The sequence below is a fragment of the Acidovorax sp. LjRoot66 genome (assembly GCF_964253305.1).
Taxonomy (GTDB): Bacteria; Pseudomonadota; Gammaproteobacteria; order Burkholderiales; family Burkholderiaceae_C; genus Acidovorax.
This window is the reverse complement of the sequence record NZ_CAXUQU020000001.1, coordinates 6,369,949-6,394,969: the sequence shown is the minus strand read 5'-3', so window position 1 is coordinate 6,394,969 and position 25,021 is coordinate 6,369,949. Positions and strand designations below refer to the sequence as shown.

27 protein-coding genes are annotated in these 25,021 nt (G+C 68.2%); 10 read left to right on the top strand and 17 right to left on the bottom strand.

All coding sequences use genetic code 11. From position 1 onward, the window contains the following. The first annotated feature begins 23 nt into the window (after positions 1 to 23). Entirely contained in the window at positions 24 to 923 is a 900-nt protein-coding gene (locus ACSQ3Y_RS29935) for a LysR substrate-binding domain-containing protein (protein ID WP_436179803.1), read from the top strand. 7 nt (positions 924 to 930) lie between these two features. On the opposite strand, the gene ACSQ3Y_RS29930 is transcribed toward ACSQ3Y_RS29935, so the two are convergent. Continuing rightward, positions 931 to 1,860: a LysR family transcriptional regulator gene (locus ACSQ3Y_RS29930; RefSeq protein WP_436179802.1), complete on the bottom strand. Its 930-nt coding sequence runs from the start codon at positions 1,858 to 1,860 to the stop codon at positions 931 to 933. A gap of 110 nt (positions 1,861 to 1,970) precedes the next feature. Here ACSQ3Y_RS29930 and ACSQ3Y_RS29925 point away from each other — a divergent pair, with 110 nt between their 5' ends. Genes ACSQ3Y_RS29925 through ACSQ3Y_RS29910 form a run of 4 tightly spaced genes read left to right on the top strand, consistent with a single transcriptional unit; the run spans position 1,971 to position 5,259 of the window. After that, positions 1,971 to 2,816: an intradiol ring-cleavage dioxygenase gene (locus tag ACSQ3Y_RS29925; protein ID WP_436179801.1), complete on the top strand. Its 846-nt coding sequence runs from the start codon at positions 1,971 to 1,973 to the stop codon at positions 2,814 to 2,816. Beyond that, positions 2,813 to 3,142 carry a Dabb family protein gene (locus ACSQ3Y_RS29920; protein WP_436179800.1) on the top strand — a complete coding sequence of 110 codons (330 nt, stop codon included), beginning with the start codon at positions 2,813 to 2,815 and terminating at the stop codon, positions 3,140 to 3,142. The genes ACSQ3Y_RS29925 and ACSQ3Y_RS29920 overlap by 4 nt, the downstream gene beginning before the upstream one ends. A 23-nt stretch (positions 3,143 to 3,165) precedes the next feature. After that, complete coding sequence (locus ACSQ3Y_RS29915; protein WP_436180190.1) at positions 3,166 to 4,242, top strand: maleylacetate reductase; 1,077 nt, start codon at positions 3,166 to 3,168, stop codon at positions 4,240 to 4,242. A 27-nt stretch (positions 4,243 to 4,269) separates the two neighbouring features. Next, positions 4,270 to 5,259, top strand: coding sequence for a Bug family tripartite tricarboxylate transporter substrate binding protein (locus ACSQ3Y_RS29910; protein ID WP_436179799.1), 990 nt, complete (start codon positions 4,270 to 4,272; stop codon positions 5,257 to 5,259). An 11-nt stretch (positions 5,260 to 5,270) separates the two neighbouring features. Here ACSQ3Y_RS29910 and ACSQ3Y_RS29905 read toward each other — a convergent pair whose 3' ends face one another. The 7 genes from ACSQ3Y_RS29905 to gcl all read right to left on the bottom strand — a co-directional run bounded on the left by ACSQ3Y_RS29905 (position 5,271) and on the right by gcl (position 12,516). Next, positions 5,271 to 5,759 (bottom strand): RrF2 family transcriptional regulator, encoded by a 489-nt coding sequence (locus ACSQ3Y_RS29905; protein WP_436179798.1) that lies wholly within the window; start codon positions 5,757 to 5,759, stop codon positions 5,271 to 5,273. A gap of 34 nt (positions 5,760 to 5,793) precedes the next feature. Beyond that, positions 5,794 to 6,465, bottom strand: a complete 672-nt coding sequence (locus tag ACSQ3Y_RS29900) for an alternative oxidase (RefSeq protein ID WP_436179797.1) — start codon at positions 6,463 to 6,465, stop codon at positions 5,794 to 5,796. Between the two features lie 165 nt (positions 6,466 to 6,630). Then, positions 6,631 to 7,545: an EamA family transporter gene (locus ACSQ3Y_RS29895; RefSeq protein WP_436179796.1), complete on the bottom strand. Its 915-nt coding sequence runs from the start codon at positions 7,543 to 7,545 to the stop codon at positions 6,631 to 6,633. Between the two features lie 160 nt (positions 7,546 to 7,705). Then, on the bottom strand, positions 7,706 to 8,986 hold the full coding sequence (locus ACSQ3Y_RS29890; RefSeq protein WP_436179795.1) for a glycerate kinase type-2 family protein: 1,281 nt from the start codon (positions 8,984 to 8,986) through the stop codon (positions 7,706 to 7,708). Next, the gene (gene glxR, locus ACSQ3Y_RS29885) at positions 8,986 to 9,894 is read right to left on the bottom strand and encodes a 2-hydroxy-3-oxopropionate reductase (protein ID WP_436179794.1); all 909 of its coding nucleotides are present in this window, start codon (positions 9,892 to 9,894) and stop codon (positions 8,986 to 8,988) included. The genes ACSQ3Y_RS29890 and glxR overlap by 1 nt, the downstream gene beginning before the upstream one ends. Before the next feature lie 19 nt (positions 9,895 to 9,913). Further along, positions 9,914 to 10,696: a hydroxypyruvate isomerase gene (gene hyi, locus ACSQ3Y_RS29880; protein ID WP_436179793.1), complete on the bottom strand. Its 783-nt coding sequence runs from the start codon at positions 10,694 to 10,696 to the stop codon at positions 9,914 to 9,916. A 23-nt stretch (positions 10,697 to 10,719) separates the two neighbouring features. Next, the gene (gene gcl / locus ACSQ3Y_RS29875; RefSeq protein ID WP_436179792.1) at positions 10,720 to 12,516 is read right to left on the bottom strand and encodes a glyoxylate carboligase; all 1,797 of its coding nucleotides are present in this window, start codon (positions 12,514 to 12,516) and stop codon (positions 10,720 to 10,722) included. A gap of 143 nt (positions 12,517 to 12,659) precedes the next feature. On the opposite strand from gcl, the gene ACSQ3Y_RS29870 reads away from it, so the two are divergent. Next, complete coding sequence (locus ACSQ3Y_RS29870) at positions 12,660 to 13,583, top strand: LysR substrate-binding domain-containing protein (RefSeq protein WP_436179791.1); 924 nt, start codon at positions 12,660 to 12,662, stop codon at positions 13,581 to 13,583. A 72-nt stretch (positions 13,584 to 13,655) separates the two neighbouring features. Further along, positions 13,656 to 14,819 (top strand): pyridoxal phosphate-dependent aminotransferase, encoded by a 1,164-nt coding sequence (locus ACSQ3Y_RS29865; protein ID WP_436179790.1) that lies wholly within the window; start codon positions 13,656 to 13,658, stop codon positions 14,817 to 14,819. Positions 14,820 to 14,827: 8 nt separating this feature from the next. Here ACSQ3Y_RS29865 and maiA read toward each other — a convergent pair whose 3' ends face one another. Genes maiA through ACSQ3Y_RS29835 form a run of 6 tightly spaced genes read right to left on the bottom strand, consistent with a single transcriptional unit; the run spans position 14,828 to position 19,699 of the window. Beyond that, the gene (maiA, locus tag ACSQ3Y_RS29860) at positions 14,828 to 15,478 is read right to left on the bottom strand and encodes a maleylacetoacetate isomerase (RefSeq protein ID WP_436179789.1); all 651 of its coding nucleotides are present in this window, start codon (positions 15,476 to 15,478) and stop codon (positions 14,828 to 14,830) included. Positions 15,479 to 15,494: 16 nt separating this feature from the next. Continuing rightward, positions 15,495 to 15,821 (bottom strand): non-heme iron oxygenase ferredoxin subunit, encoded by a 327-nt coding sequence (locus tag ACSQ3Y_RS29855; protein WP_436179788.1) that lies wholly within the window; start codon positions 15,819 to 15,821, stop codon positions 15,495 to 15,497. Between the two features lie 10 nt (positions 15,822 to 15,831). Beyond that, positions 15,832 to 16,302, bottom strand: coding sequence for an aromatic-ring-hydroxylating dioxygenase subunit beta (locus tag ACSQ3Y_RS29850; RefSeq protein WP_436179787.1), 471 nt, complete (start codon positions 16,300 to 16,302; stop codon positions 15,832 to 15,834). Between the two features lies 1 nt (position 16,303). Then, positions 16,304 to 17,593 (bottom strand): aromatic ring-hydroxylating dioxygenase subunit alpha, encoded by a 1,290-nt coding sequence (locus ACSQ3Y_RS29845; protein ID WP_436179786.1) that lies wholly within the window; start codon positions 17,591 to 17,593, stop codon positions 16,304 to 16,306. Between the two features lie 40 nt (positions 17,594 to 17,633). Continuing rightward, the gene (gtdA, locus tag ACSQ3Y_RS29840) at positions 17,634 to 18,686 is read right to left on the bottom strand and encodes a gentisate 1,2-dioxygenase (RefSeq protein WP_436179785.1); all 1,053 of its coding nucleotides are present in this window, start codon (positions 18,684 to 18,686) and stop codon (positions 17,634 to 17,636) included. Positions 18,687 to 18,703: 17 nt separating this feature from the next. Next, positions 18,704 to 19,699 (bottom strand): 2Fe-2S iron-sulfur cluster-binding protein, encoded by a 996-nt coding sequence (locus tag ACSQ3Y_RS29835; protein WP_436179784.1) that lies wholly within the window; start codon positions 19,697 to 19,699, stop codon positions 18,704 to 18,706. Positions 19,700 to 19,844: 145 nt separating this feature from the next. On the opposite strand from ACSQ3Y_RS29835, the gene ACSQ3Y_RS29830 reads away from it, so the two are divergent. Then, positions 19,845 to 20,771, top strand: coding sequence for a LysR family transcriptional regulator (locus ACSQ3Y_RS29830; protein WP_436179783.1), 927 nt, complete (start codon positions 19,845 to 19,847; stop codon positions 20,769 to 20,771). Between the two features lie 154 nt (positions 20,772 to 20,925). On the opposite strand, the gene ACSQ3Y_RS29825 is transcribed toward ACSQ3Y_RS29830, so the two are convergent. Next, positions 20,926 to 21,744 carry an IclR family transcriptional regulator gene (locus ACSQ3Y_RS29825; RefSeq protein WP_057201648.1) on the bottom strand — a complete coding sequence of 273 codons (819 nt, stop codon included), beginning with the start codon at positions 21,742 to 21,744 and terminating at the stop codon, positions 20,926 to 20,928. Positions 21,745 to 21,922: 178 nt separating this feature from the next. Between ACSQ3Y_RS29825 and ACSQ3Y_RS29820 the strand changes: the two genes are divergently transcribed. Both ACSQ3Y_RS29820 and ACSQ3Y_RS29815 read left to right on the top strand, forming a co-directional pair. Continuing rightward, positions 21,923 to 22,951 (top strand): TRAP transporter substrate-binding protein, encoded by a 1,029-nt coding sequence (locus tag ACSQ3Y_RS29820; protein WP_057201649.1) that lies wholly within the window; start codon positions 21,923 to 21,925, stop codon positions 22,949 to 22,951. Between the two features lie 9 nt (positions 22,952 to 22,960). Continuing rightward, complete coding sequence (locus ACSQ3Y_RS29815; RefSeq protein WP_436179782.1) at positions 22,961 to 23,644, top strand: hypothetical protein; 684 nt, start codon at positions 22,961 to 22,963, stop codon at positions 23,642 to 23,644. Here ACSQ3Y_RS29815 and ACSQ3Y_RS29810 read toward each other — a convergent pair. Together ACSQ3Y_RS29810 and ACSQ3Y_RS29805 are read right to left on the bottom strand one after the other, a co-directional pair. Beyond that, positions 23,641 to 24,087: a hypothetical protein gene (locus ACSQ3Y_RS29810; protein WP_428003467.1), complete on the bottom strand. Its 447-nt coding sequence runs from the start codon at positions 24,085 to 24,087 to the stop codon at positions 23,641 to 23,643. The genes ACSQ3Y_RS29815 and ACSQ3Y_RS29810 overlap by 4 nt on opposite strands. Positions 24,088 to 24,117: 30 nt before the next feature. Further along, complete coding sequence (locus ACSQ3Y_RS29805; protein ID WP_436179781.1) at positions 24,118 to 24,909, bottom strand: fumarylacetoacetate hydrolase family protein; 792 nt, start codon at positions 24,907 to 24,909, stop codon at positions 24,118 to 24,120. Positions 24,910 to 25,021: the final 112 nt, after the last annotated feature.

The following is a 25,021-nucleotide window of genomic DNA, read 5'->3' as shown; positions in this document are numbered from 1 at the left end:
ATGAGTGGAACTAAACTGTCACCATGCGCAGACTTCCTCCCTTGGGTGCCATGCGGGTGTTCGAGGCCGCAGCGCGGCGGCTGAGCTTCAAGGACGCGGCCGACGAGCTGCACGTCACCCCCACGGCCGTAAGCCACCAGATCAGGCTGCTGGAGGAGCACCTGGCCGTGCGCCTGTTCGAGCGCGGCACGCGCCAGGTGTCGCTGACGGCTGCGGGGCACCAGCTGTTTCCCGTGCTGCGCGATGGGCTGGACAACTTCGAGCGCGCGGTCGAGCGCGTGCGCCGCACCGAGGGCCAGGCACAGACGGCCACGCTGTCATCGACAGTGGCCTTCATGGCCAAGGTGCTGGCGCCGCGCGTCGGCTCGTTCAGCGCACAGCACCCGGGCTGGGCCTTGCGCCTGGACGCCAGCCACCGGGTGGTGGACCTCGACACCGAGGCCGACGCCGCCATCCGCTACGGCAGCGGGCGCTACGCCGACATGGTGGTGGAGCCCTTGTTCCAGGACCGCTTTGCCCCCGTGTGCACCCCCGCCCTGGCGGCAGTGGCGCTGCGCGACCTGGGTGCCGTGCCGCTGATTCATTTCGAGTGGGGCCAGACGCCGCGCGACGAATCCCTCGCGCCGGTCTGGCGCACCTGGCTGCAGCGGGCAGGGCTGGTCGGCGACGCGCCATCGGATGCGGGGCTGTCGTTCACCGAAGAGATGCATGCCGTGCAGGCCACCGTGGCGGGCCAGGGCGTGGGCCTGCTCAGCCTGGCGCTGGTGGACGATGAGCTGCGCTCGGGCGTGCTGGTCCAGCCCTTCGATCTCGCGGTGGACAGCTACCGCTACGACCTGGTCTACAGCCCGCGCGCGGCCGACCGGCGGGCCACGCAGGTGCTGCGCGAGTGGGTCCATTCCCAGTTCGGCCACCTGTCTTGACAGGTTTTCAGCGCAGCCCCATGTAGCTGGTCCACTTGCGTTCGTAGCCGTTCTTCTCGAACTCGTCGGCCATGAAGTCGATGAAGGAGCGCACCTTGGCCGAGAGGTGCTTGCGGCTCGGGTAGGCGATGTTGATCTGAATGCGCGGCAGGTCCCAGTCGTTGAGCACGGGCACCAGCCGCCCGGCCACGATGTCGTCGTAGACGATGTAGCTCGGCTGCACCAGAATGCCCAGGCCGCTCAGCGCGGCGGCGCGCAGCACCTGGCCATCGTTCGATTCGAGCAGGCCCTGGATGGCCACGACGCAGCTGTCCGCATCGCGGGTCAGGCGCAGCTCGTGCGCGTGGTTGGCGTACACATAGATCAGGAAGTCGTGCGCAGAGAGTTCGTCCGGCGACTGGGGCATGCCGTGCGACGCCAGGTAGGCCGGCGAGGCGCACAGCACCCGCCGGGTGGAGGCCAGCTTGCGGATGGTGATGCTGCTGTCGGGCTCGAACTCGCGGTTGCGGATCGCCACGTCGATGCCGTTCTCGATCATGTCCAGGTAGCGGTTGGCCGCCTCGATGTGCACGCGCACCTGCGGGTACAGCCGGTGGTACTGCGCCAGGCGCGGGGCGATCAGTTGCATCGAAAACGACAGCGATGCGCTGACGCGCAGCACCCCCGAGGGCTTGAGCGTGCTGGAGTTGAGGGCCGTCTCCGCGTCCTGCAGCTCGGCGAGCACGGCGCGTGCGCGCTCGTAGAACTCCTGGCCCTCGCTCGTCAGGTACAGCCGCCGGGTGTTGCGCTCCACCAGCCGCGCCTTGAGCCGGCCTTCAAGCGATGCCAGGTGGCGGCTGGCTGCGGGGTTGGACAGCCCCAGCGCCTCGGCCGCGCCGCCCATGCTGCCCACTTCGGCGACCTTGATGAACAACTCCAGCTCGGTAAGGCGGTCCATATTTTCATTTATTGGAAATCTTCATTCCATTTTGACCTGTTTATATTGTTTTGTGGAAATCATAAAGTCCGGTCTCACAGCCAGCGAACACCACGGCGGAGACAGGAACCATGCGCAATCTCGACCAGGACAACATCACCCAGGCGGTCATCGCCAGCTTTGCGGGCACCGCCGACCCGCGCCTGAAGCAAATTCTCATCAGCCTGGTGCAGCACCTGCATGCCTTTGCCCGCGAGGTGGAACTGACCGAGGACGAGTGGTTCAAGGGCGTTGAATTCCTCACCCGCTGCGGCCACATCACCGACGACAAGCGGCAGGAGTTCATTCTGCTGTCGGACGTGCTGGGCCTGTCCATGCTCACCGTGGCCATGAACAACCACAAGCCCGAGGGCTGCACCGAGGCCACGGTGTTCGGCCCCTTCTACGTGAAGGACGCGCCGCAGTACGAACTGGGCGCTGACATCGCCAACGGCGCCAAGGGCACGCCCTGCCAGGTGCGCGGCACGGTGCGTGGCACGCGGGGCGAGGCCATTGCCGGCGCCACGCTCGATGTCTGGCAGTCCGACGACGACGGCCTGTACGACGTGCAGCACGAGGCGCTGGAGCAGGCGCAGGCGCGCGGGCAGCTGCGTGCCGACGGCGAGGGCCGCTACCACTTTCGCTCCATCGTCGCCGTGCCCTACGCCATTCCGCACGACGGGCCCGTGGGCGCCATGCTGCAGGCCACCGGCCGCCACCCCTGGCGCCCGGCGCACCTGCACTTCATGGTGAAGGCGCCGGGCTACGAGACGCTGATCACCCACGTCTTCCGGCAGGACAGCGACTACCTCGATTCCGACGCGGTGTTCGGTGTGCGCCAGTCCCTGGTCTGCGACTGGGCCGTGCAGCCCGATGGCAGCTACCTGCTCGCGTACGACTTCGTGCTCAACCCTGCCAAGGCGGGGGGCCCTGCATGAGCCACACCACCCCCAGCGCCATCCGCCACATCGTGATGTGGAATGTGCAGGGCGACACACCCGCCGAGCGGCAGCACAACATCGAGCGCCTGTGCGCCAGCTTCGGCAGTCTCAAGGGGCGCATCCCTGGGCTGCGGCACCTGGAGATCGGCGTGGACGTGAGCCGCACCGGCTACGCCTGCGACGTGGTGCTCTACAGCGAGTTCGATTCGCCCGAGGCCCTGGCCGCCTACGCCGAGCACCCCGAGCACCTGCGCGTGCGGGCCGAACTGGGCGCCATGCGCACCGCGCGCTACCAGGTGGACTACCCAGTGGCTGCGGCATGAGTGCCCCGCCGGAGAACCACCCCATGCACGACTTCGTCTACCGCCACCAGTCGCCGCGCACCGTGTTCGGCGCCGGGGCGCTGGCCCACCTCGAACGCGAGATCGATCTGCTGGGCGCGCGGCGCGCCCTCGTGCTGTGCACGCCCGGGCAGGTGGCGCAGGCCCGGCAGGTGGCAGACCGCCTGGGTGCGCGCGCGGCCGGCGTCTTTGCCCGGGCCGAGATGCACGTGCCCATAGAGGCCGCACGTGCGGCGCGTGACGAGGCGCGCCGGCTGGGGGCAGACTGCGCCGTCGCCATCGGCGGCGGCTCCACCATCGGCCTGGGCAAGGCGATTGCGCTCGAATCGGGCCTGCCCATCCTGGCCATACCGACCACCTACGCGGGCAGTGAGATGACGCCGATCTACGGCATCACCGAAGCCGGCCTCAAGACCACGGGCCGCGATGCCCTGGTCATGCCGCGCACGGTGATCTACGACCCCGAGCTCACGCTGTCGCTGCCCGTGCCGCTGAGCATCACCAGCGGCATCAACGCCATCGCCCATGCGGTGGAGGGGCTGTATGCGCAGGACGGCAACCCCGTCATGGACCTGATGGCCGAGGAGGGCATCCGCGCCCTGGCCCAGGCACTGCCGGCCCTGCACCGTGACGGCAGCGACTTGCAGGCGCGCAGCGATGCCCTGTATGGCGCCTGGCTGTGCGCCAGCGTGCTGGGCAACGTCAGCGTGGCCCTGCACCACAAGCTGTGCCACACCCTGGGCGGCAGCTTCAACCTGCCGCACGCCGAGACCCACACCGTGGTGCTGCCCCATGCGCTGGCCTTCAACCTGGGCCATGTGCCGGCTGCGGCCAAGCGCATCGCACGCGCCCTGGGTTGGGTGGCGCCTGGCGACGTGGCCGGCGCGTTGTTCGACCTGGCGCTGACCACGGGCGCGCCCGTGGCCCTGCGCGAACTCGGCCTGCGCGAAGCCGACCTCGACACCGCATGCGACCTGGCCCTGACCCAGCAGTACCCCAACCCCCGGCCGCTGGAGAAGGGCGCTGTGCGCCATCTGCTGCAGATGGCCTACGAGGGGCGAAGACCCGCGCCATCGCCGTAACGAACAACCATTCCACAGGAGACAAGCATGACAACGAAAGCAACTCAACCATCCCCCCGCCGCCACCTCATGGGGCTGGCGCTGCTCGCGCTGGCGCCGTGCCTGGCCACCCCGGCCCTGGCGCAAGACAAGTACCCGAGCCGCCCGATCAAGGTGATCGTGCCCTTCCCGGCCGGCACCGCTCCCGACGTGATGGCGCGCTTCTGGGCCGAGCGGTTGTCCAAGGCCGTGGGCCAGGGCGTCATCGTCGACAATCGGCCGGGCGCCAGCACCATCGTCGGCACGCAGCAGTTCGTGGCTGCACCGGCCGACGGCTACACCTTTCTGTACACCGCCAGCGGCACGATCTCGATCAACCCTTACGTCTACAAGAAGCTGCCCTACCAGGTCGGCGACCTGGTACCGGTGATCCAGACCCTGTCAATCCCGCTGGTGATCACCGTGGCCAGCAGCTCGCCCTTCAAGACCCTGCCCGACCTCATCAAGGAGGCCAGGGACAAGCCGGGCAAGGTGAGCTATGCCTCTTACGGCGTGGCGACGGCGCCGCATGTGTCCATGGCGCATTTCGCCAACAGCGCCAACGTTGCGATGAACCATGTGCCCTACAAGGACGGCGGGCTCAATGACATCGTGGGCGGCACGGTGGACACGGCCTTCAGCCCCATTGCCGACGTGCTGCAGTTCATCCGCACGGGCCGGGTGCGGGCGCTGGCCGTGTCGAGCCGCCAGCGCCTCGAATCCCTGCCCCAGGTGCCCACCGTGGCCGAGACCTTCCCCGGCTTCGAGGGCGACTCCTGGCATGGCATCTTTGCCCTGAAGGGCACGCCGCAGGCCGCCATCGACATGGTGGCCGCCGCATCGCAGAAGATCGTGGCGTCCGACGAGTACAAAAAGTACCTGGGCAGCATGGGCCTGGTGCCCATCGGCGGCACGCCCGAGGCCTTTGCCAGTGTGTTGCAGGTGGACGGCAAGCGCTGGGTCAACGTCATCAAGGGCAACAACATCACCCTGGACTGAGGGGGGCTTGCTCAGGCGTGGCTGCGGTCCGCTGCGGCCGGACGCTGCGCCAGCCCCTTCCAGGTGACTGGCTGCCACAGCGCCAGCTGCGCCAGCGCCGGGCTGGTGTTGACCAGGTCGGCGATGGAATAGCGGTCCAGCTCGCGCAGGAAGACCTCGGTGGCCAGCTTCAGGGCCACCTCCAGGCCGCAGCCGCCGGTCAGCACGCAGTGGTTGTCCTCGCCCATGCATTCGACCAGCGCGAAGTCGGCCTCCAGCCGGCGCACCACCTCGCCGAGCGAGAGCCTGCGCGGGTCCACCGCCAGCCGCATGCCGCCGTTGCGGCCGCGCACCGTGTCCACCCAGCCGGTCTTGCCCAGCGCATGGGTGACCTTCATCAGGTGGGCCTGCGAGATGCCGAAGGCCTCGGTGATGTCGGCAATGGTGACCAGGGCCTCGGTGCGCGAGGCCAGTACCAGCAGCACGCGCAGGGAGTAGTCGGTGAACAGGGTCAGGCGCATGGGGTTGGGCAGGGTGGCATTGCGCCGGATTGTGTCAGTTGGCGTGCTGCACGGCTGCGGTGCCGTCCAGCGCATCGGCAAACCCGTGGTTCACGTCGCGGTGGCCCGCCTCGTCGGCGCGCACGGCCAGCACCACGTCGCGCAGGCAGGCGTCGGCGGGCAGCTTCCAGTAGCCGATGGCGATGGCGGGTGCCGGCCCGTTCTCGACCCGGCCTGCGTCGATCTCTGCCAGGTACAGCGTGTAGCTGACCACGGCCTGCTCTTCGAAGTAGCCCACCAGGCGGTGTGCCGTGCGCGAAGAGACCAGGTACAGCGCGAAGAAGCACACGAAGAAAACGGCCTGGGTGAACAGGATCACCGCACGCTCGAACCAGTTGGGCCGGGCGATCTCGATGAAGGTCATGAGGTGCATGCGCTCGTTCTCGGCTTCGTCGAGCAGGGTGCGGATCCATCCTTCGTCGTCCACCATCCAGCGCAGGCAGCGCAGGTGCACGAGCATGCCGCCCACCATGCCGGGGACGGCCGCCACCGTCTCGAGGACGATGGCGCGGTTGCCATAGCGCTTGGCAAAGAAGGTATCGGCGAAAAAGCGCAGCGCGAGGGTGATGGACAGGGCCACGCGGTCGGAGAAGCCGGCGGCGGGGTGGTGCGCATCGAGGCTGTGGTCGGTGTGGGGGGCTTGGGTGCCGTGGGTGTCGGTGGTCATGGGTGCATTCCAGTAAAGGCGCTGGGATCGGATGGCCGGGGTCCTGGATGGCTTGCTGTCTACCGCGCCACGTAAACATTGATTTAATGTATATCTTTAAGCGCCAGGCGTCAAGGGCATCGCCCCCTCACGGAGACGGCGCCCCGCGTTACGGGCGTGCCGGGATCAGGCTTTCCACTGCAGCCGCAGACGTGCCAGCAGCGGGGCCCCGAAGAGATTCACGAACAGGCCGACCATGAGCAAGGCCCCGCCGATGAAGTGCACCGGCTGCAGTGTCTCGCCAAAGGCCAGCGAGCCGGTGGTCAGACCCACCAGCGGCACCAGCAGCGTGAAGGGCGCCACGCGGTTGATGGGATAGCGCGAGAGCAGGAAGGTCCACACCCCATAGCCGAACAGCGTGGCCGCCCAGGCGAGGTAGGCGACCGAGGCGAAGGACGCCAGGCTGAAGCCCTGCAGTGCGGTCGAGATGGCGGCAGGCCCTTCGATCAGGACCGAGAGCGCCAACAGCGGCAGCGGTGGCACCAGGCTGGCCCAGACCACGAAGGCCAGCTGGTTCATGGGCCCGTGCCGGCCCACGGCCCGGCTCACGATATTGCCGCAGGCCCACATGGCCGCGGCGGCCACCGTGAGCAGAAACCCCAGCAGCGGCATCGAGGCGCCATGCGCGCTGCCGATCAGCACCAGCCCCCCGGCCGCCAGCAGCAGGCCGGCCAGCTGGTTGCCCTGCCAGCGCTCGCGCAGCCAAAGGGCCGTGAGCACCAGCGTGAAGAACGATTGCGACTGCAGCACCAGCGAGGCCAGGCCCGAGGGCATGCCCACGTGGATGGCGCTGAACAAAAAGGCGAACTGCCCCACCGACATCGTCAGCCCGAAGGCCAGGTACAGCCGCAGCGGCACCTTGGGCGCCTTGAAGAACAACAGCGCGGGGAAGGCCGCGAGCATGAAACGCAGCGCCCCCAGCAGCAGCGGCGGCACGCCGACCAGGCCGACCTTGATGACGGCGAAGTTGACACCCCAGACAAGGATCACGAGCAGCGCAAGCACCAGGTCGCGCGGGCGCAGAGCGGCGGGCGCGCTCATGCGGCGGACCTTGGACAGGCTGAACAGAGGGGGCGGGGCAGGGGAGTGATTCGGTGGGGCATCACCGAATCTTAGGCCTTGCGCGTGTCCAGCTCCATGCACGCGGGGGACAACCGGGCATCAGAATCGGACATTCCCGAACCGCTTGGTGCCCGCGCTTTCAGGGCGCGTCGATCACGATGGCCCGGAAGTCGTTCACATTGGTCAGCGTAGGCCCGGTCACCACCGCGTCGCCGAGCGCGCCGAAGAATCCATGGCCGTCGTTGCGCGCCAGGGCGTCGGCGGGCCGGATGCCCAGGGCCTGTGCGCGCTGCAGCATGGTGGGCGTGAGCTGGGCACCAGCGATCTCTTCCTGCCCGTCCACGCCATCGGTGTCTGCGGCCAGCGCATGGATGCGTGGGTGGCCCTGCAATGCCAGGGCCATGGACAGCAGGCATTCCACATTGCGTCCGCCGCGCCCGTCACCACGCACCGTCACGGTGGTCTCGCCGCCAGAGAGCAGCACACAGGGCGCCGCAAACGGCTGCCGGCGCTGCGCCACCTGCAGCGCAATGCCGCCCAGCACCCGGCCCACGTCGCGCGCCTCGCCCTCCAGCGCGTCGCCCAGGATGTACGGGGTGTAGCCTGCCTGGCGCGCCACCTCGGCAGCAGCCTCCAGCGCCATCTGCGGGGTGGCGACCATGCGCACCTCGCTGCGGGTCAGGTGCGGGTGGCCCGGCTTGGGCGATTCGCCTTGGCCCGATTCCAGCACCTCGCGCACGGCGGGCGGCAGCACGATGCCGTGGCGGCGCACGATGTCCAGCGCATCGGCGCAGGTCGTGACGTCGCCCACGGTGGGGCCGGAGGCGATGTCGGTGGGCGCATCGCCGGGCACGTCTGACAGCAGGAGGGTCAGCACGCGCGCCGGGTGGCAGGCCAGCGCCAGCCGCCCGCCCTTGATGGCCGAGAGGTGGCGGCGCAGGCAGTTCATCTCGCTGATGGTGGCGCCCGACTGCAGCAGCGCGCGGTTCACCTCCTGCTTCATGGCCAGGGTGATGCCCGGCAGCGGCAGGGGCAGTAGCGCCGAGCCGCCGCCCGAGATGAGGCACACCACCAAATCGTCTGCGCGCAGGCCGGCCACGCAGTCGAGCATGCGCTGCGCGGCCGCCATGCCGGCCGCGTCGGGCACGGGGTGGGCGGCCTCCACGATCTCGATGTGGCGGCAGGAAGCGGCGTACCCATAGCGCGTGACGACCAAGCCCGAAAGCGGTCCATCCCAGTGGTCCTCCACCGCCCGCGCCATTGCGGCCGATGCCTTGCCGGCGCCGATAACGACGAGGCGGCCCGTGCCCAGCGACGCAGGGGAGGGCAGGTGCGGCGGCACGCACAGGGCCGGCTGGGCGCTGGCGATGGCCGCGTCGAACATGCGGCGCAGCAACTGCTGCTGGGGTGCGGTCGCCATCAGCGGGCCGGCGCCTGGCCGATCTCGAAATTCGCCATGGCTTCGAGCGCGCGCACCAGGGCCGAGTGGTCCCATCCCGCGCCGCCATGCGCCACGCAGGTGTTGAACAGCTCTTGCGCGGTGGCGGTGTTGGGCAGGGCCACGCCCAGGGCACGCGCACTGGCCAGGGCCAGATTCAGGTCCTTCTGGTGCAGCTCGATGCGAAAGCCGGGGTCGAAGGTGCGGCGCAGCATGCGCTCGCCATGCACTTCGAGGATCTTGGACGAGGCGAAGCCGCCCATCAGCGCCTGGCGCACGCGCGCCGGGTCGGCACCGGCCTTGGCGGCGAACAGCAGGGCCTCGGCCACTGCCTCGATGTTCAGCGCCACGATGATCTGGTTGGCCACCTTGGCGGTCTGCCCGTCGCCATTGCCGCCCACCAGGGTGATGTTCTTGCCCATCAACTCGAACAGCGGCTTTACGCGCTCGAACGCCGCGTCCGGCCCGCCGACCATGATGGACAGCGTGGCGTTCTTCGCCCCCACCTCGCCGCCCGAGACCGGCGCATCGAGGTAGTCGCAGCACAGGGCGTTGATGCGCTGTGCGAAGTCCTTGGTGGCGATGGGCGAGATGGAGCTCATGTCCACCACGGTCTTGCCCTTGCTGAGACCGGCCGCCACGCCGGTCTCCCCGAACAGCGCTGCCTCCACGTGCGGCGTGTCTGGCACCATGGTGAAGATGACGTCTGCACGTTCGGCCACGCCACGCGCGGTGACGCACTGCGTGGCCCGGCTTTCGGCAATGGCGGGCGGCACGCGCCCGCGGGTGTGCACGAACAGCTGGTGGCCGGACTGGATCAGGTGCTGCGCCATGGGCGCGCCCATGGTGCCCAGGCCGATGAAACCGATCTTGAGGGAAGTGGTGGTCATTGGGAGATGTCCTTGCAAGTCAGGGTTGGGTAAGGGCTTCGCGCCAGCCCAGGCCAGCCTCGGTGGTGGTGGCGGGCTTGTATTCGCAGCCGATCCAGCCCGTGTAGCCGATGGCGTCGATGTGCTGGAACAGCCAGGGGTAATTGATCTCCCCGGTGCCCGGCTCGTTGCGGCCCGGGTTGTCGGCCAACTGGATGTGGCCTATGCGCGCCAGGTGCTTGGCTAACGTGGCGGCCAGCTCGCCCTCCATGCGCTGGGCGTGGTAGATGTCGTACTGCACGAAGGCATTGCTGGCATCCACCTCGTCGAGCAGGCTGAGCGCCTGCGCCGTGGTGTTCACGAAGAAGCCCGGGATGTCATGGGTGTTGATGGGCTCGACCAGCAGGCGCAGCCCGGCCTGGCGCAGTTCCTGCGCTGCAAAGCGCAGGTTCTCCACCAGCGTGCGGTGCAGCAGCTCTGGCAGCACGCCCTCGGGCGCCTTGCCGGCCAGGCAGTTGAGCTGGCCCACCCCCAGGGCCTGGGCATAGGCAATGGCCTGGGCCACGCCAGCACGGAACTCGGCCTCGCGCGCGGGCAGGCAGGCGATGCCGCGCTCGCCCGCGCCCCAGTCGCCCGCAGGCAGGTTGTGCAGCACCAGCTGCAAGCCATGGGCGTCGAGCTGGGCACGGATCTCCTCGGCCGGCCAGGCGTAGGGGAAGAGGAACTCGACAGCCGTGAAGCCGGCGCGCGCGGCGGCACCAAAGCGTTCGATGAAAGGCAGCTCGGTGAAGAGCATGGTCAGGTTGGCGGCAAAGCGGGGCATGCGGGTGTCTCCTTGAATGTTGTTCAGTCGAGCAGGCCGGCGAGTTCCAGGCCGGCGCGGCCACCGGGGTGGCGGCAGTCGATGGCCTCGAACTCGTTGACCTTGTCGATCTCGGTGCCCATGGCGATGTTGGTGACCTTCTCCAGGATCACCTCCACGACCACCGGCACGCGGTGCTCGCGCGCCAGGGCCAGGGCCTCGGTGAGGGCGCCAGCGATCTTCTCGGGGTCGGTCACGCGCAGCGAGCGGCAGCCCAGGCCCTGCACCACGGCCTGGTGGTCCACGCCGTAGCTGCGCAGGTCGCCTTCGCCCGGCGCCACGTTCTGGTTCTCGAAGGCCAGCTGCACGCAGTAGTCCATGTCGAAGCCGCGCTGCGCCTGGCGTATCAGGCCCAGGTAGCTGTTGTTGACCAGCACCTGCACATAGGGCAGGTTGAACTGCGCCCCCACGGCCAGTTCTTCCATCAGGAACTGGAAGTCGTAGTCGCCCGAGAGGCCGACCACCGTGCGCGTGGGGTCAGACGCCACCACACCCAGCGCAGCCGGAATGGTCCAGCCCAGCGGGCCGGCCTGGCCGCAGTTGATCCACTGGCGCGGGCCGTAGACCTTGAGGAACTGCGCGCCCGCGATCTGGCTCAGGCCGATGGTGCTCACGTAGATGGTGTCGCGCGGCAGCACGGCGTTCATCTCCTCGTACACGCGCATGGGCTTGATCGGGGTCTCGGTGAAGTGCGACTTGCGGTGCATCAGCGACTTGCGCTCGGCGCAGCGGCCGGCCCAGTCGCTGCGGTCGGGCAGGCCCCGGGCCTCCTTGCGCTCACGCGCCACCTGCACCAGCAGTTGCAGCGCGGCGCGCGCATCGCTGACGATGCCGAAGTCGGGGTTGAAGACCCGGCCGATCTGGGTGGGCTCGATGTCGATGTGTACGAACGTGCGCCCCTTGCAGTACACCTCGGGCGAGCCGGTGTGCCGGTTGGCCCAGCGGTTGCCGATGCCCATCACGAAGTCGCTGGCCAGCAAGGTGGCGTTGCCGTAGCGGTGGCTGGTCTGCAGGCCGCACATGCCGGCCATCAGCGGGTGGTCGTCGGGCAGGGTGCCCCAGCCCATCAGCGTGGGGATCACGGGCACGCCGGTCAGCTCGGCAAACTCCACCAGCAGGTCCGAGGCATCAGCGTTGATGATGCCGCCGCCGGCCACGATGAGCGGGCGCTCGGCGGCTTCGAGCATGTCCAGCGCCTTTTCCACCTGCCTGCGCGTGGCGGCGGGCTTGTAGACCGGCAGCGGCTCGTAGGTGTCGATGTCGAACTCGATCTCGGCCATCTGCACGTCGAAGGGCAGGTCGATCAGCACCGGCCCGGGCCGGCCCGAGCGCATCAGGTGGAAGGCCTGCTGGAAGGCGCGCGGCACCAGGGCCGGCTCGCGCACCGTCACGCTCCACTTGGTCACCGGCCTAGAGATGGACTCGATGTCCACCGCCTGGAAGTCCTCCTTGTACAGCCGGGCACGCGGCGCCTGGCCGGTGATGCACAGGATGGGAATGCTGTCGGCGATGGCCGAGTACAGGCCGGTGATCATGTCGGTGCCGGCCGGCCCGCTGGTGCCCACGCACACGCCGATGTTGCCTGCCCGGGCGCGGGTATAGCCCTCCGCCATGTGCGAGGCGGCCTCCACGTGGCGGGCCAGGATGTGGGTGAGCGACTGGCGCTCGCGCACCGCCGCATAGAACGGGTTGATCGCAGCGCCGGGCACGCCGAACAGCTGCGTGATGCCCTCTTTCTCCATCACCAACACGGCGGCCATGGCGGCCTTCATTGTTGCCATCGGGGTCTCCTGTCAAGGGGTTTGAAAACTGATGGACTGGATGCTCCCCGCATTGGCCAAAGCCCGGAACCCGCATCCAGGGCATTAGCGTTATTCCCTTTTGGAATGCAATCGGCCGCCAGGCGCTGCCGATAATCGTTTCCATGGATCGCCTTCTCGGAGTCAAACTGTTCGTGCGTGTGGTGGACCTGGGCTCGTTCAGCAAGGCCGCCGCCGAGATGGGCGTGGGCCAGCCCTCGGCCACCAAGCTCGTGGCCCAGCTCGAAAAGCAGCTCGGTTCGCGCCTGCTGCACCGCAGCACGCGCGGCGTGTCGCCCACCGAGATCGGCCGCCTGTACTACGCCAAGTGCAAGCTCATCACCCACCATGTCGAAGAAGCCGAGACCGTGGCCGCGCTGCTGCAGTCGCAGGTGCAGGGCGGGCTGCGCATCAGCACCTCGGTGGCCTTCGGGCGGCGCGTGCTGGTGCCGCTGGTGATGCGCTTCATGCGCGAGAACCCGCGCCTGCAGATCGAGCTGGTCTTCGAGGACCGCTATGTGAACCTGGTCGAGCAGGGCATCGACGTCGCCATTCGCATGGGGCGCCTGGCCGATTCGACACTGGGCGCGCGCTACCTGGGGCTCAACCCCTGGGTGCTGGTGGCCTCGCCCGGGTACCTGGCGCAGCGCGGCACGCCCGCCGAGCCGGCCGATCTGGCACGGCACGACGCGCTCATCTACAGCACCGCACAGGGCGATGCGCGCTGGCACCTGGGCAACGGCTCGGGCGCGGCGCTCACGGTGCCGGTGGCCGGGCCGCTGCGCTCCAACAACCTCTCGGCCCTGCTGGCCGCCGCGCGCGGCGGCATGGGCATTGCGGCGCTGCCGACCTACGTGGCGCATGGATCGCTCGAGGGCGGCGCCGTCGTGCCGGTGCTGCCCGGCTGGACGCTGCCGCCGCAGGAGATCCATGCCGTCTACCCCTCGCCGCGCATGGTGCCTGCCAAGGTGGTCAGCTTCATCGAGTGGCTGCAGCAGCAGATGGGGGAGCGCTGGTGGGCTGTGCAGGGCGGCGATCAATCGCCCTGAAGGGCCCTGGAAAAAGCGCTACGCTTGCAGTCCCTTCACCGATTTGCTGCGGGCCACCGCCGTTTTCCGACCATGCGCGAGACCATCCAGACCCTCGAACCCTCCATGATCCGCGAGGTCGCCAACGCCGGCCTGGGGCGCGACGACGTGCTGGCCTTCTGGTTCGGCGAGAGCGACGAGGTGACCCCCGAGGTGGTGCGCAACGCCGCCATCGAATCGCTGCAGCGCGGCGAGACCTTCTACAGCCACAACCTGGGCCTGCCCGCGCTGCGCGAGGCCGTGGCCCGCTACACCAGCGCCCTGCATCCGGCGGTGGATGCAGGCCGCATCGCCATCACGTCCGGCGGGGTCAGCGCGCTGATGCTGGCCGTGCAGACCCTGGTGGATGCGGGCGACGAGGTGGTGGTGGTCACGCCCGTGTGGCCCAACCTGGTGGCGCAGCCGGTGATATTGGGTGCGCGCGTGCGCACCTTGCCGCTCACGGCGGCGGACGGGCAATGGACCCTCGACATCGAGGCCCTGTGCCGCGCCGTGACCGTGGACACCCGCCTGCTCATCGTCAACGCGCCCAACAACCCCACGGGCTGGACGCTCACGCGCGCAGAGCAGCAGCGCATCCTGGACCATTGCCGCAGCACGGGCACCTGGATTTTGGCCGACGAGGTCTACGAGCGCCTCTACTACGAGCCCACCGAGAACCGCTGCGCACCGAGCTTTCTGGACATTGCCGGCACCGATGACCGGCTGGTGGTGGCGCACAGCTTTTCCAAGAGCTTCCTCATGACCGGCTGGCGCCTGGGCTGGCTGGTGCTGCCGCCCGCGCTGGTGGACGGTATTGCCAAGGTCATCGAGTTCAACACCTCGTGCGCCAGCGTGTTCACGCAGCGCGCGGCTCTGGCGGCGCTGGAGCACAGCGAGGAGATCACGCCGCGGGTGGTGGCGCACCTGAAGGTCTGCCGCGACACGCTGGTGCCCTTGCTGTCCCAGGTGCCCGGCGTGAAAGTGACGGCGGCGCGTGGCGGCATGTACGCCTTCTTCCAGATCGAAGGCTTCAACGACTCACTCACCCTGGCCAAGCGCCTGGTGACCGAGGCCGGCCTGGGCCTGGCACCGGGCAATGCCTTTGGCGCCGAAGCCCAGGGCTGGTTGCGCTGGTGCTTTGCGTCCAAGGACCCGGCGCGCCTGGTCGAAGGCGTGCGGCGGCTGCGGGCCTGGCTGGAGGCCAACCCGCGCTGAGAGAATTCTTACTGGGCGTCGGCCTGGGCCGAGGGGTGCGCCTGCTGGAAGGCCGGCAGCGCAGCGCAGCGCTCGTCGATGGCCACCAGCGCCGGGTAGGCCGACAGGTCCACCTCAAAGCGCCGCGCGTTGAAGACCTGCGGCACCAGGCAGCAGTCGGCCAGGGTGGGCGCTTCGCCAAAGCAGAAGCCACCGCTGTGGCCTGCGGCCTGGATCTCGGCCTCCAGCGCCTCGAAGCCCTGGGCGATCCAGTGCTTGATCCAGTCGCTCTTGGCCGCATCGGCCACGCCCAGCGTGCTGCTCAGGTACTTGAGTACGCGCAGGTTGTTGAGCGGGTGGATCTCGCAGGCGATCACCAGCGCCAGCTGCCGCACGTAGGCGCGGTCGGCCAGGGCGCTGGGCAGCAGCGGCGTGGTGGGGTATTTTTCTTCCAGGTATTCGAGGATGGCCAGTGACTGGCTCACGCGCATGCCGTCTTCGCCGAACACGGGGACCAGGCCCTGGGGGTTGATGGCCTTGTACTCGGGTTTCAGGTGCTCGCCGCCATCGCGCACCAGGTGCACGGGGATGTGGCTGGCTTCGAGGCCCTTGAGGTTGAGCGCGATGCGCACCCGGTAGGCGGCCGAGCTGCGAAAGTAGGTGTAGAGAATGCGGTCCATGGCGCAATGATAGGTGCTAGCCCAGTGCGATATAGACCCGCCCGCCATCGATGCGCACCGGGTAGCTGCGCACTGCATCGGTCACGGGCTGGCAGGTGGGCGCGCCGTTGCGCACGTCGAACCTGCCCTGGTGCAGCGGGCACTCGATCTCGTGCCCCTCCAGAAAGCCGTCGCACAGCCGGGCGTGGCCGTGGGTGCACAGGTTGTCGGTGGCGTAGACCGCGCCCTCCACGCCATAGAGCGCGATGTCGCGGCCTGCCACGGCCAGGCCGATCACGTCGTCCTGCGGTACGTCGTCGAGCGCGGCCGCATCGGTCCATTGCAGGGTGGTGGTTTCGCTCATGGCATGGTTCCTAGATGGGGTAGATGATCGAGTTGGGGATCATTTCGCTGTCGTAGACGACGAGCTTCTTCGCGAACTTGAGGCCATCGGGCGTGCGCACCACCTCGTCGATGTAGCGGCCCGCGTTGAACACCGTTGACATCTGCGACAGCTTGGTGCGCAGCACGGCGTAGTTGGCCTCGCAGTGGATGCGCTCGCCGTCGAGCTGGCGCACCACCGGCGCGCCGATGATGTGGCGCTGGTAGTAGGGGTCGTGGAACAGCGTTTCCTTGATGCCGTAGACCCTGTCCCGCAGCATGCCCTTGCTCTCGAACGACAGCGTGGCCAGCGGAAACCCGCGTTCGTGGTTTTCGCGCGGCTGCAGGCGGTAGCTGCAGTCGTCGGTGAAGAAGTCGGGCCACAGGTCCCAGTCGCCTGAATCGACGGCGCTGGCGTAGTCGGCGTAAAGCTGGGTCAGGGCGTAGTAGGTCGCGAAGTCCATTTCATCCCTCCCCTTCTGGCGGCGCGGCATCGTCTTCCATCACTTCGCGCCAGTATTGGTACATGCCACGGATCAGCGTCTCGGTCACCATGTGGTCGGTGTTGCCCACCTCGCGCCCGCCCAGTTCGGCCAGCGCGCGGTGAAAGGGCTTTTGCTCGAAGCCCTGCTGCGAAAACTCGATCACCTCGCCATCGTCGGCCGAGACGAAACCCGCGGGGCCGAACAGGTTGGCCTGGCGCAGCCGGCGCTGGGTCATCTCCTCGGTATCGTCCGCGAAGCCGAAGTGCGTCCAGACGAAGTCGAAGGCGCCATGGCCCGCCGGCTGGATGTGGCGCGTGGAAACGCTGTTGACCTGCTGCTGCAGGATCACGCTCGGGAACAAGGTCATCATCACTGCCGTGGGCCCGCCCCACCAGGGCTCGGGCACGATGTCCAGAAAGCGCGGGTCTTCGAGCTGCATGCTCTCCTTGAAGCTCGACACCTGCGTGACCTGGCCGGCCTTGCCCGCCTGGCCGCGTGTGGACACCATGGCCGCGTGGCGGTGGCGCGCGTCCATCTTGAGCTCGCTCTTGTTGTCTGCGCGCCAGAGCCCGAAGGTCACGAACCAGGTGTGCAGCAGGCCCGGGTGATAGGGGTCCTTGATGTTCTCCTGCATCAGCTTCCAGTTGCCCGGGATGCGCTGGCGGTTGTAACCCAGGATGGTGAGTTTGCGGCCATCGAACAGCCGGTCGAAGTAGGCCAGAATCTCGGGCCCGAGGAAGTCTTCCAGCGGTTCCACCCCATGGTCGAACGAGGCGAACACCACGCCGCCGCGCGTGGCGACCTTCAGCTTGTTGAGGCTGTGCTCGGCCGGGTCGAAGTCCGCCGGCATGCCGCCGTGGACCTTGCCATCCTGCTTCACGCCGCGGCGAAACGGCACGCCCTGCAGGTCGCCCTTCAGGGTGTAGTTCCACTGGTGGTAGGGGCAGACCAGCTCCTTGCGGTTGCCCGAGCGCTCGCGGCAGAACTGCATGCCGCGGTGCGCGCAGACGTTCTCGATCACGTTGATGGCGCCCTCGGCATCGCGCACCATGACCACCGAGCGCTCGCCGATCGCCGTGCGTTTGAAGTCGCCCGCGTTCGGGATCTCGGCCTCCAGGCCCACATAGCACCAGTGCTTCTGGTAGAAAAAGCGTTCGAGCTCCTTGCGGTGCAGCGCTTCGTCGGTGTAGACCTTGAAGGGCACGCGGCTCGTGCCCGGGCCCTCCCACCGGGCCTGCGCCGGGAAGATGGTGTGGGGTTCGCTGCTCATGGCTGTCTCCTTGTTTCTTGTGGTGGGCGGTGCCGCGGCATCACAGCCGCTCCTCGCGCCACAGGCCCAGGGCCTTCTGCATCGGGCGGTCCGAGTACGAAAAGAGGATGGTGTCGGCCCGGGCGCGCAGGGCCAGCGTGTGCCAGGACGGCACGACGAACACGTCGCGTTCCTCGAAGGCACAGGTCTGGCCTTCGATCTCCGCCTCGCCGCCGCCCTCCAGGCAGACATACACCGTGCCGTCAGTGCAGCGGTGCGGGCGGGTGGAAAAGCCGGCTGGCAGGCGCTGGGCGAAGGTGCCCAGGGTGGGCATGGGCGACGCCCCGGTGGCCGGGTTCACGAAGCGCTGCTTGAAGCCCAGGTGCGGATCGGGCGCGCCCTGGGACAGGGCGAGCAGCGCGGCCCGCGTTTGCGCGTAGGGGTAGACGAACAAGCGGGTGGGATCGCCTGGCTGCGGTGGTGGCTCGTCCACGGGCAGCATGTTGGCGCCGTAGCGCGCTAGGGCGTCGCCCTCCGGTCGCTCCACGCCCTGCGACCGCTCCAGGGACTTTTCGGCAAAACCGGCGTCCAGAAAGCGCACCAACGGAATGTCGAGACCATCGAGCCAGACCACGGGCTCGCTGCCCAGGTTGCCATGGTCGTGCCAGGTCCAGGCCGGAGTGATGATGAAGTCGCCCCGGCGCATGGTCACGCGCTCGCCGTTCACCGATGTGTAGGCCCCCTCGCCATCGAGCACCAGTCGCAGGGCGGACTGCGTGTGGCGGTGCGCGGGCGCCACCTCGCCCGGCAGGATGAGCTGCAGCCCCGCATACAGCGACTGCGTGATGCACGACTGCCCGCGCAGGCCGGGGTTCTCGAGGATGAGCACGCGGCGCTCGGCTTCCTCTGCGCTGATCAGCCGGCCCGCCTCCATCACCTGGTCGCGCACCGCCGCGTAGGACCAGCGGTGCGGCACGGCGGGCGAGCGTGGCCGGGGTGGCACCAGCGCGCCCAGCACCTCCCACAGCGGGGTCATGCTGTCGCTGCCGATGCGCTCGTAGTAGGCCCTGCGCGCGGCCTGGGTCTCTTCGGAATGGTTGCGGGGCTGTTCCATGGGGCTTCCTTGTGCGGTCAAGTGCCACTCGCGTAAAAGGCATCGGCATACACGTGCTCGGGCAGCACGCCCATGCGGCGCACCAGCAGCGAGGTGGCCTCCACCATCGGCGGTGCGCCGCAAAGGTAGGCGCGAAACCCGGCCAGGCTCGGCCAGTCCTGCGCAATGGCATCGGTGACCAGGCCCGTGCGGCAACCCGCCGCCCGGCCCGAGGCCAGCACCGTGTGCACGCTGAGGGCGGGGTGCTCGCATTGCAGCGCGGCCAACCATTCCAGACCATAGACGTCGCGCTCTGAGCGCACGCCGAAGTACAGGTGCATCGGGTTGCACATGCCGGCCGCGAGCGCGCCGCGCACGATGGACAGGATGGGCGCGAGGCCCGTGCCACCGGCCACGCAGAGCATCGGGCCGTCGTGCTGGCGCCGCAGGTAGGCCGAGCCCAGCGGTCCGCTCACGCGCACCGCATCGCCCACCTTCAGCTCCTGGGCGATGTATCCCGTCACGCGCCCCTCGGGCACCAGCCGCACATGGAACTCCAGCTCGCCATCACCGGCCACGCCTGCCATCGAATAAGGGCGCGCGTGCGAGGGCGTGAACTGCAGCTGCGCATACTGCCCAGGCGAAAAGTCGAGCGGCTTGGCCGGCTGCAGGCGCAGGCGCCTGATGTCATGGGTCGCATCCTCGATGGCGACCACCGTGGCCTTGAGGGTGCGCGCGGTATGCACCACCACCTCGTCGGGCTCGGCGATCTCCACCGTGCAGGGCTCGGTCACGAAGGTCTGGCAGGCCAGCACATAGCCGGCATCGCCATCGGTGGCAGCGCCCAGGGGGCGTTGGGCCTCGGGGCCCGATTCGAGTACGTCGCCCGCCACCACCTTGCAGCGGCAGGTGCCGCAGCGCCCGGCCATGCAGCTGTACGACACAGGCACGTCGTTGGCGCGCAGGGCATCGAGCAGGTTCACACCGGCAGCGACGTGCAGGGTGCGCCGCAGTGAGCGGACATGGATTTCCATCGTGCGTTGTCTCTTTGTCTTTCTTCGGGCTCGCAGCGCTCCCTGGGGGAGTCATGGCGGCGATGATCCGGCCCACCTGAAAATCAGTCAACGCGATGGGATCAATGTTGAATATCATTGAAATCAATATTTATCGGGGCAGGCCATGGAGCTCAAGGACATCGATCTCAATTTGCTGGTGGTCTTCAACCAGTTGCTCACCGAGCGCAAGGTCTCCAAGGTGGCCGAGAACCTGGGCCTGGGCCAGCCGGCCGTGAGCAATGCCCTGGCGCGCCTGCGCCGGCAGTTCGACGACCCCCTGTTCCTGCGCACCGCCAGCGGCATGCAGCCCACGCCGTTCGCCGAGCAACTGGCCGAGTCGGTGGGCTATGCGCTGGGCATGATCCACGGCGCGGTGAATGCGCGCAATGCCTTCGACCCTGCCGGCAGCAGGCGCAGCTTTACGGTGGGCATGACCGACATCGGGGAGATCTACTTCCTGCCGCAGCTCATGCAGCGCATCGGCGAGCTGGCACCGGGTGTGGCCATCAGCACCGTGCGCAACACGGCCGTGAACCTCAAGGACGCGATGGAGGCCGGCCAGGTGGACCTGGCCATCGGCCTGCTGCCGCAGCTCAAGGCGGGTTTCTTCCAGCGCCGGCTGTTCGCGCAGGACTATGTGGTGCTGCTGCGCCAGGGCCACCGGCTCGCGCAGCGCAGGCAGTTGCGCGCAGCGGACTTCTTCGCGGCCGAACATGTGGCCGTGGTCTCGGCCGGCACCGGCCATGGCCAGGTCGACGAAATCCTGGACAGGCACTCACCCGAGCGGCGCGTGAAGCTCAAGGTTCCGCACTTCGTGGCCATCGGCCACATCCTGCAGTCCACCGACCTGATCGCCACCGTGCCCGAGCGGCTGGCTGGGCGCATGGTGGAGCCCTTCGGTCTGGTGGCGCGTCCGCACCCGGTCAAGCTGCCGCGCATCGCCATCAACCTCTTCTGGCACGCCAAGTACCACAAGGACCCCGCCAGCCAGTGGCTGCGCACGCTGGTCTTCGATCTGCACTCGGATTTTGCGGGGCAGGCGCCTGCCTGAGCTCCGTTACTCGCAACGCCAAGAGCCGCCCGCATCCCATGAAACCGGCGCGGCCGAAGCCAGTGCCCCCGCGCAAGGGCCGCCCCGCCGCGCTGGGGGCGTCCCCCTCCCGACTCGCGTAGCGAGGAGACAGAGGGGGAAGGCGCGAAGCGACTCAGGGGGTGTGGTCAATACGGTTGCCCCAGGTGCCCACGTTGGCGGACCTGAGAAGCGGCGATGCCTGGCCCGCCATGGCCAGCTCGTCCGCCGCCGCCATGAGCTCGGGGCCGAAGCGGGCCATGCTCTTGGCCGTGAGCCGGGCCGAGGGGCCAGCGATGACCACCACGCCTGTGGTGGGTTCGCCCTTGCGGCGCACAGGGGCCGCCATGGAACTCATGCCGGGCGCATAGCCGTCCTGGATCAGGCTGTAGCCGCGCTTGGCATGCGTGCGCAGGGCGGTCTGCAGTGCCTTGAGCGAGGTGGGCGCGTTGGGGCCGAACTGGCGCGGGCTGCCCAGGCCCTGCCTGGAGACGCGTGCGGCGGCCTCGTCTTCGGGCAGGGTCATGAGCCAGGCATGGCCCGCGGCGCTGCATGACAGGCGCAGGTCGATGCCCATGTCCGGGTCGTACAGCAGGCCGGACTTGGCGCCCTGGGCCTTGGCCACCAGGGTCAGCCGCTCGCCGTCGACGATGGCCAGGCGCACCAGTTCCTCGGTGGTGCGCGCGAGCCGGTCGATCACCGGCTGGGCGATGTCCACCACGCCCGAGCGGCTCAGGAAGCTCAGCCCCATCGATGCCATCTTGGTGGTGAGCGCGTAGTCGCCCTTGTGCGGCATCTGGCGCACGTAGCCATAGCCGATCAACTCGTGCAGCGTGCGGTGGCAGCCGCTGCGCAGCATGTTGAGGTCGGTGGAGATGCGCGCCAGCGCCACGCCATCGGGGTGCGCTACCAGGTACTCCAGGATGGCCAGGGATTTCTCGAGCGCTCCGCTCATGGGGACTCCTTCGGGTGGATAGTCGCGATCATACGCAGCCTTTCAGAATTTGAATGAGTTGTAAATGTTGAATGGTGTTCAGAAAATGCGAATAACATGCGCCGTCGCACCGCGAAGCACGCACCGCTGAAGGCGTGCCGCAGCGATCACCTCCCAAGAAAGAAAGGAAGAGACAAGCATGACCACATCCACCTTGCGCCGCGCGGCACTGGCGGCCATCGGTGCCGTTGCCTTCGCTTCGGCCATTCCCTCGGTGCTGGCCCAGGAAATCAAGGAGCGCAACCTCAAGTTCGCCTTCAGCCTGGCCAAGGACCATCCCCTCGGGCAGGGCGCGCAGAAGTTCGCCGACCTGGTCGGGCAAAAGAGCGGCGGCAAGATCAAGGTGACGCTGTTCGCCAATGCCGTGCTCGGCAGCGACACGCAGAACCTGTCGGCCGTGCGCGGCGGCACGCTCGATTTCGCGTCCATGGCCACGGGTCTGCTGGCAGGCATCGACAAGCAGTTCATGGTGTTCGACTTCCCCTTCCTGTTCGACAGCCCGCAGGAGGCCTATGGCCTGGCCGACGGCCCGGTGGGAACGAGGCTGCAGGCGGGCCTGGCGGCGCACGGCATTGTCGGCCTGGGCATCTGGGACCTGGGCTTTCGCAACATGACCAACAGCAAGCGCCCCATCGCCCGGCATGAGGACCTGCAGGGCCTCAAGCTGCGGGTGATCGCCTCGCCGATCTACCTGGACATGTTCAACACCCTGGGTGCCAACCCCGTGCCCATGACCTTCGGCGAGGTCTACGGCGCGCTGGAGTCCAAGGCCATCGACGGCCAGGACAACCCGGTGGGCGTGATCGAGTCGGCCAAGTTCGCCGAGGTGCAGAAATACCTTTCGCTCACGCGCCACGTCTACACCGGCATGCCGGTGCTCATGAGCAAGAAGACCTGGGACGGCATGTCCGAGGCCGAGCGCAAGCTCATCACCGATGCGGCCAACGAGGCGAAACAGGAAGAGCGCCGCATCGCCCAGGCCAAGGAGGCCGAATCCATCACCAACCTGCGCAAGACCATGCAGGTCAACGACGTGGCGCCGGCCGAGCTCGCGCGCCTGCGCCAGAAGGTGCAGCCCGTGGTCGACAAGTTCGCCAAGGAAGTCGGCGAGCCGCTGATGACCCAGGTCAACGCCGAGCTCGCGCGCCTGCGCGGCGGCAGCAAGTGAGGGGCGGCCATGGCCTTGTTGGGAAAGGCTGCCCTTGCAATGTGGTGGGACATCGCGCCCGCCCACCGCGCCGAGTTCGAGGACTGGCATACGCACGAGCATTTTCCGGAGCGAATGGGCATTCCAGGCTTTCACCGCGGCGCGCGCTGGTCCGCGGTGGACGGTGGCGAAGGCTTCTTCGTGCTGTACGAACTGGCGGCCTACGAGACCCTGGTCTCCGATGCCTACCTGGCCCGTCTGAACGCGCCCTCACCCTGGTCCACGCAGATGATGCCGCACCACCGCCACATGGTGCGCAGCCAGTGCCGCGTGCTGGAAAGCCGGGGAGGGGCGCTGTCCCGGCATGCGCTCACGGTGCGCTTCTCTCCAGCCGATGGCGCCGCGCAACGACTGCGTGCCCACCTGGGCGCACTGGCGGGTTCACTGTCATCGCGCCCTGGTACCACGGCGGGCCACCTGCTGCAGAACCAGACCCCCACGATCGCCACCACCACCGAGCAGAAGATCCGTGGCGGGCCCGATCCGGCAGCCGACTGGGTCTTCATCGCCTGCGGGTACGACCGCTCGGCGCTGGACGTGGTGGCAGGCACCGAACTGTCGGATGCTGCGCTGGTGGCCGCCGGCGCGCAGGCCGGTGCGTTGAGGGGCCTCTACGGGCTGTCGCACTCCAACACGGCGCATGACGTGGGTTAGCCGCCGTCGGCCAGGGCTTCAGGGTTGGTGGCCGGGTCGCGCACCCGCCCCAGCCGCCGCAAAACACCGCATGCCAGCCGGGCCAGGCCCACATAGGCATAGCCCAGCACCAGGCACCAGATGGCCAAAGGCAGCAGCATCCACAGGGCACCGTAGATGGCACCTGGCTCGCCCTGCACGGCGAAGAACAACAGCCAGCCAATGGCCTGCACCGGCAGGAACAGCAGGGGCGTACGCCAGAGCGCGCGCTCGATGGCTGCGGGTGCCTGCAGCCGGCCCAGCCATGCCCCAAGGGCCAGCGCGAACAGCAGGTACTGCCCGCCGCCGAACACCACGGACATGAGCAGCACGCCGCCCAGCGCGCTGCGGTCCAGCGGGAAGGTCAGCAAGGGCACGGCCAGGGGGAGGCCCAGGGCAATGCGGTAGAAGGTCAGGGTCTTCACCGCGCCAGCATAGCCCCTCCCGGGGAGGGCTCAGACGATGCGCAGCTTCAGGTTCGGGAAGCGGTCGATATGGATCTCGATCTCGTCGCCCCTGACCACCGGGCCCACGTTCTCGGGCGTGCCCGAGTAGATGATGTCGCCGGGCCTGAGCTCGAAGGCGCGCGACAGGCGGCTGATCTGCTCGGCCACCGACCAGATCATGTGCTGCAGCGTGGCACTCTGCTTGACGGTGCCGTTGACCTTGAGCCAGATGTCGCCGTCCTTGATGTGGCCCACCTGGCTCACCGGGTACAGAGGGCCCACCGGGGCGGACTGGTCGAAGGCCTTGCCGATCTCCCAGGGCTTCTTCTGGTCGCCCATTTCACGCTGCAGGTCGCGGCGCGTCATGTCCAGGCCCAGCGAGTAGCCGAACACGTGGTCGAGCGCGCTTTCCACTGGGATGTCGCGGCCGCCCTTGGCCAGGGCCACGACCAGTTCCACTTCGTAGTGGTAGTTCTTGGTCAGCGTGGGGTAGGCATGGTCGGCCACCACGCCGGGCTTCACGAACTGGATCGCGTCGGCCGGCTTCTGGAAGAAGAAGGGCGGTTCGCGCGTGGGGTCTGAGCCCATCTCACGCGCGTGTGCCGCGTAATTGCGGCCGATGCAGTAGACGCGGCGCACGGGGAACACTTGGTCGCTGCCCACAATGGGGATCGTGGTCTGCGGCAGGTCGAAGGGGGTGGGGGCCGTTTTGCTGGCGCCTGCGGGCAGGGCGCAGCCGGCGACGGCGCCGGTGGCGAGGAGGGCGGAGTGGGTCAAGATGTTGCGTCGAGGTTGGTCCATAGTGCTTTGTCTCCTGTTGGCGCGGCTAACAAAACTCTTCTGGCGTCGTTGCTGCGTCTTGTCGTACTGCTCGTACTGCCTGCGACGCAGCGCCTAGCCAGAACCGCTTCGC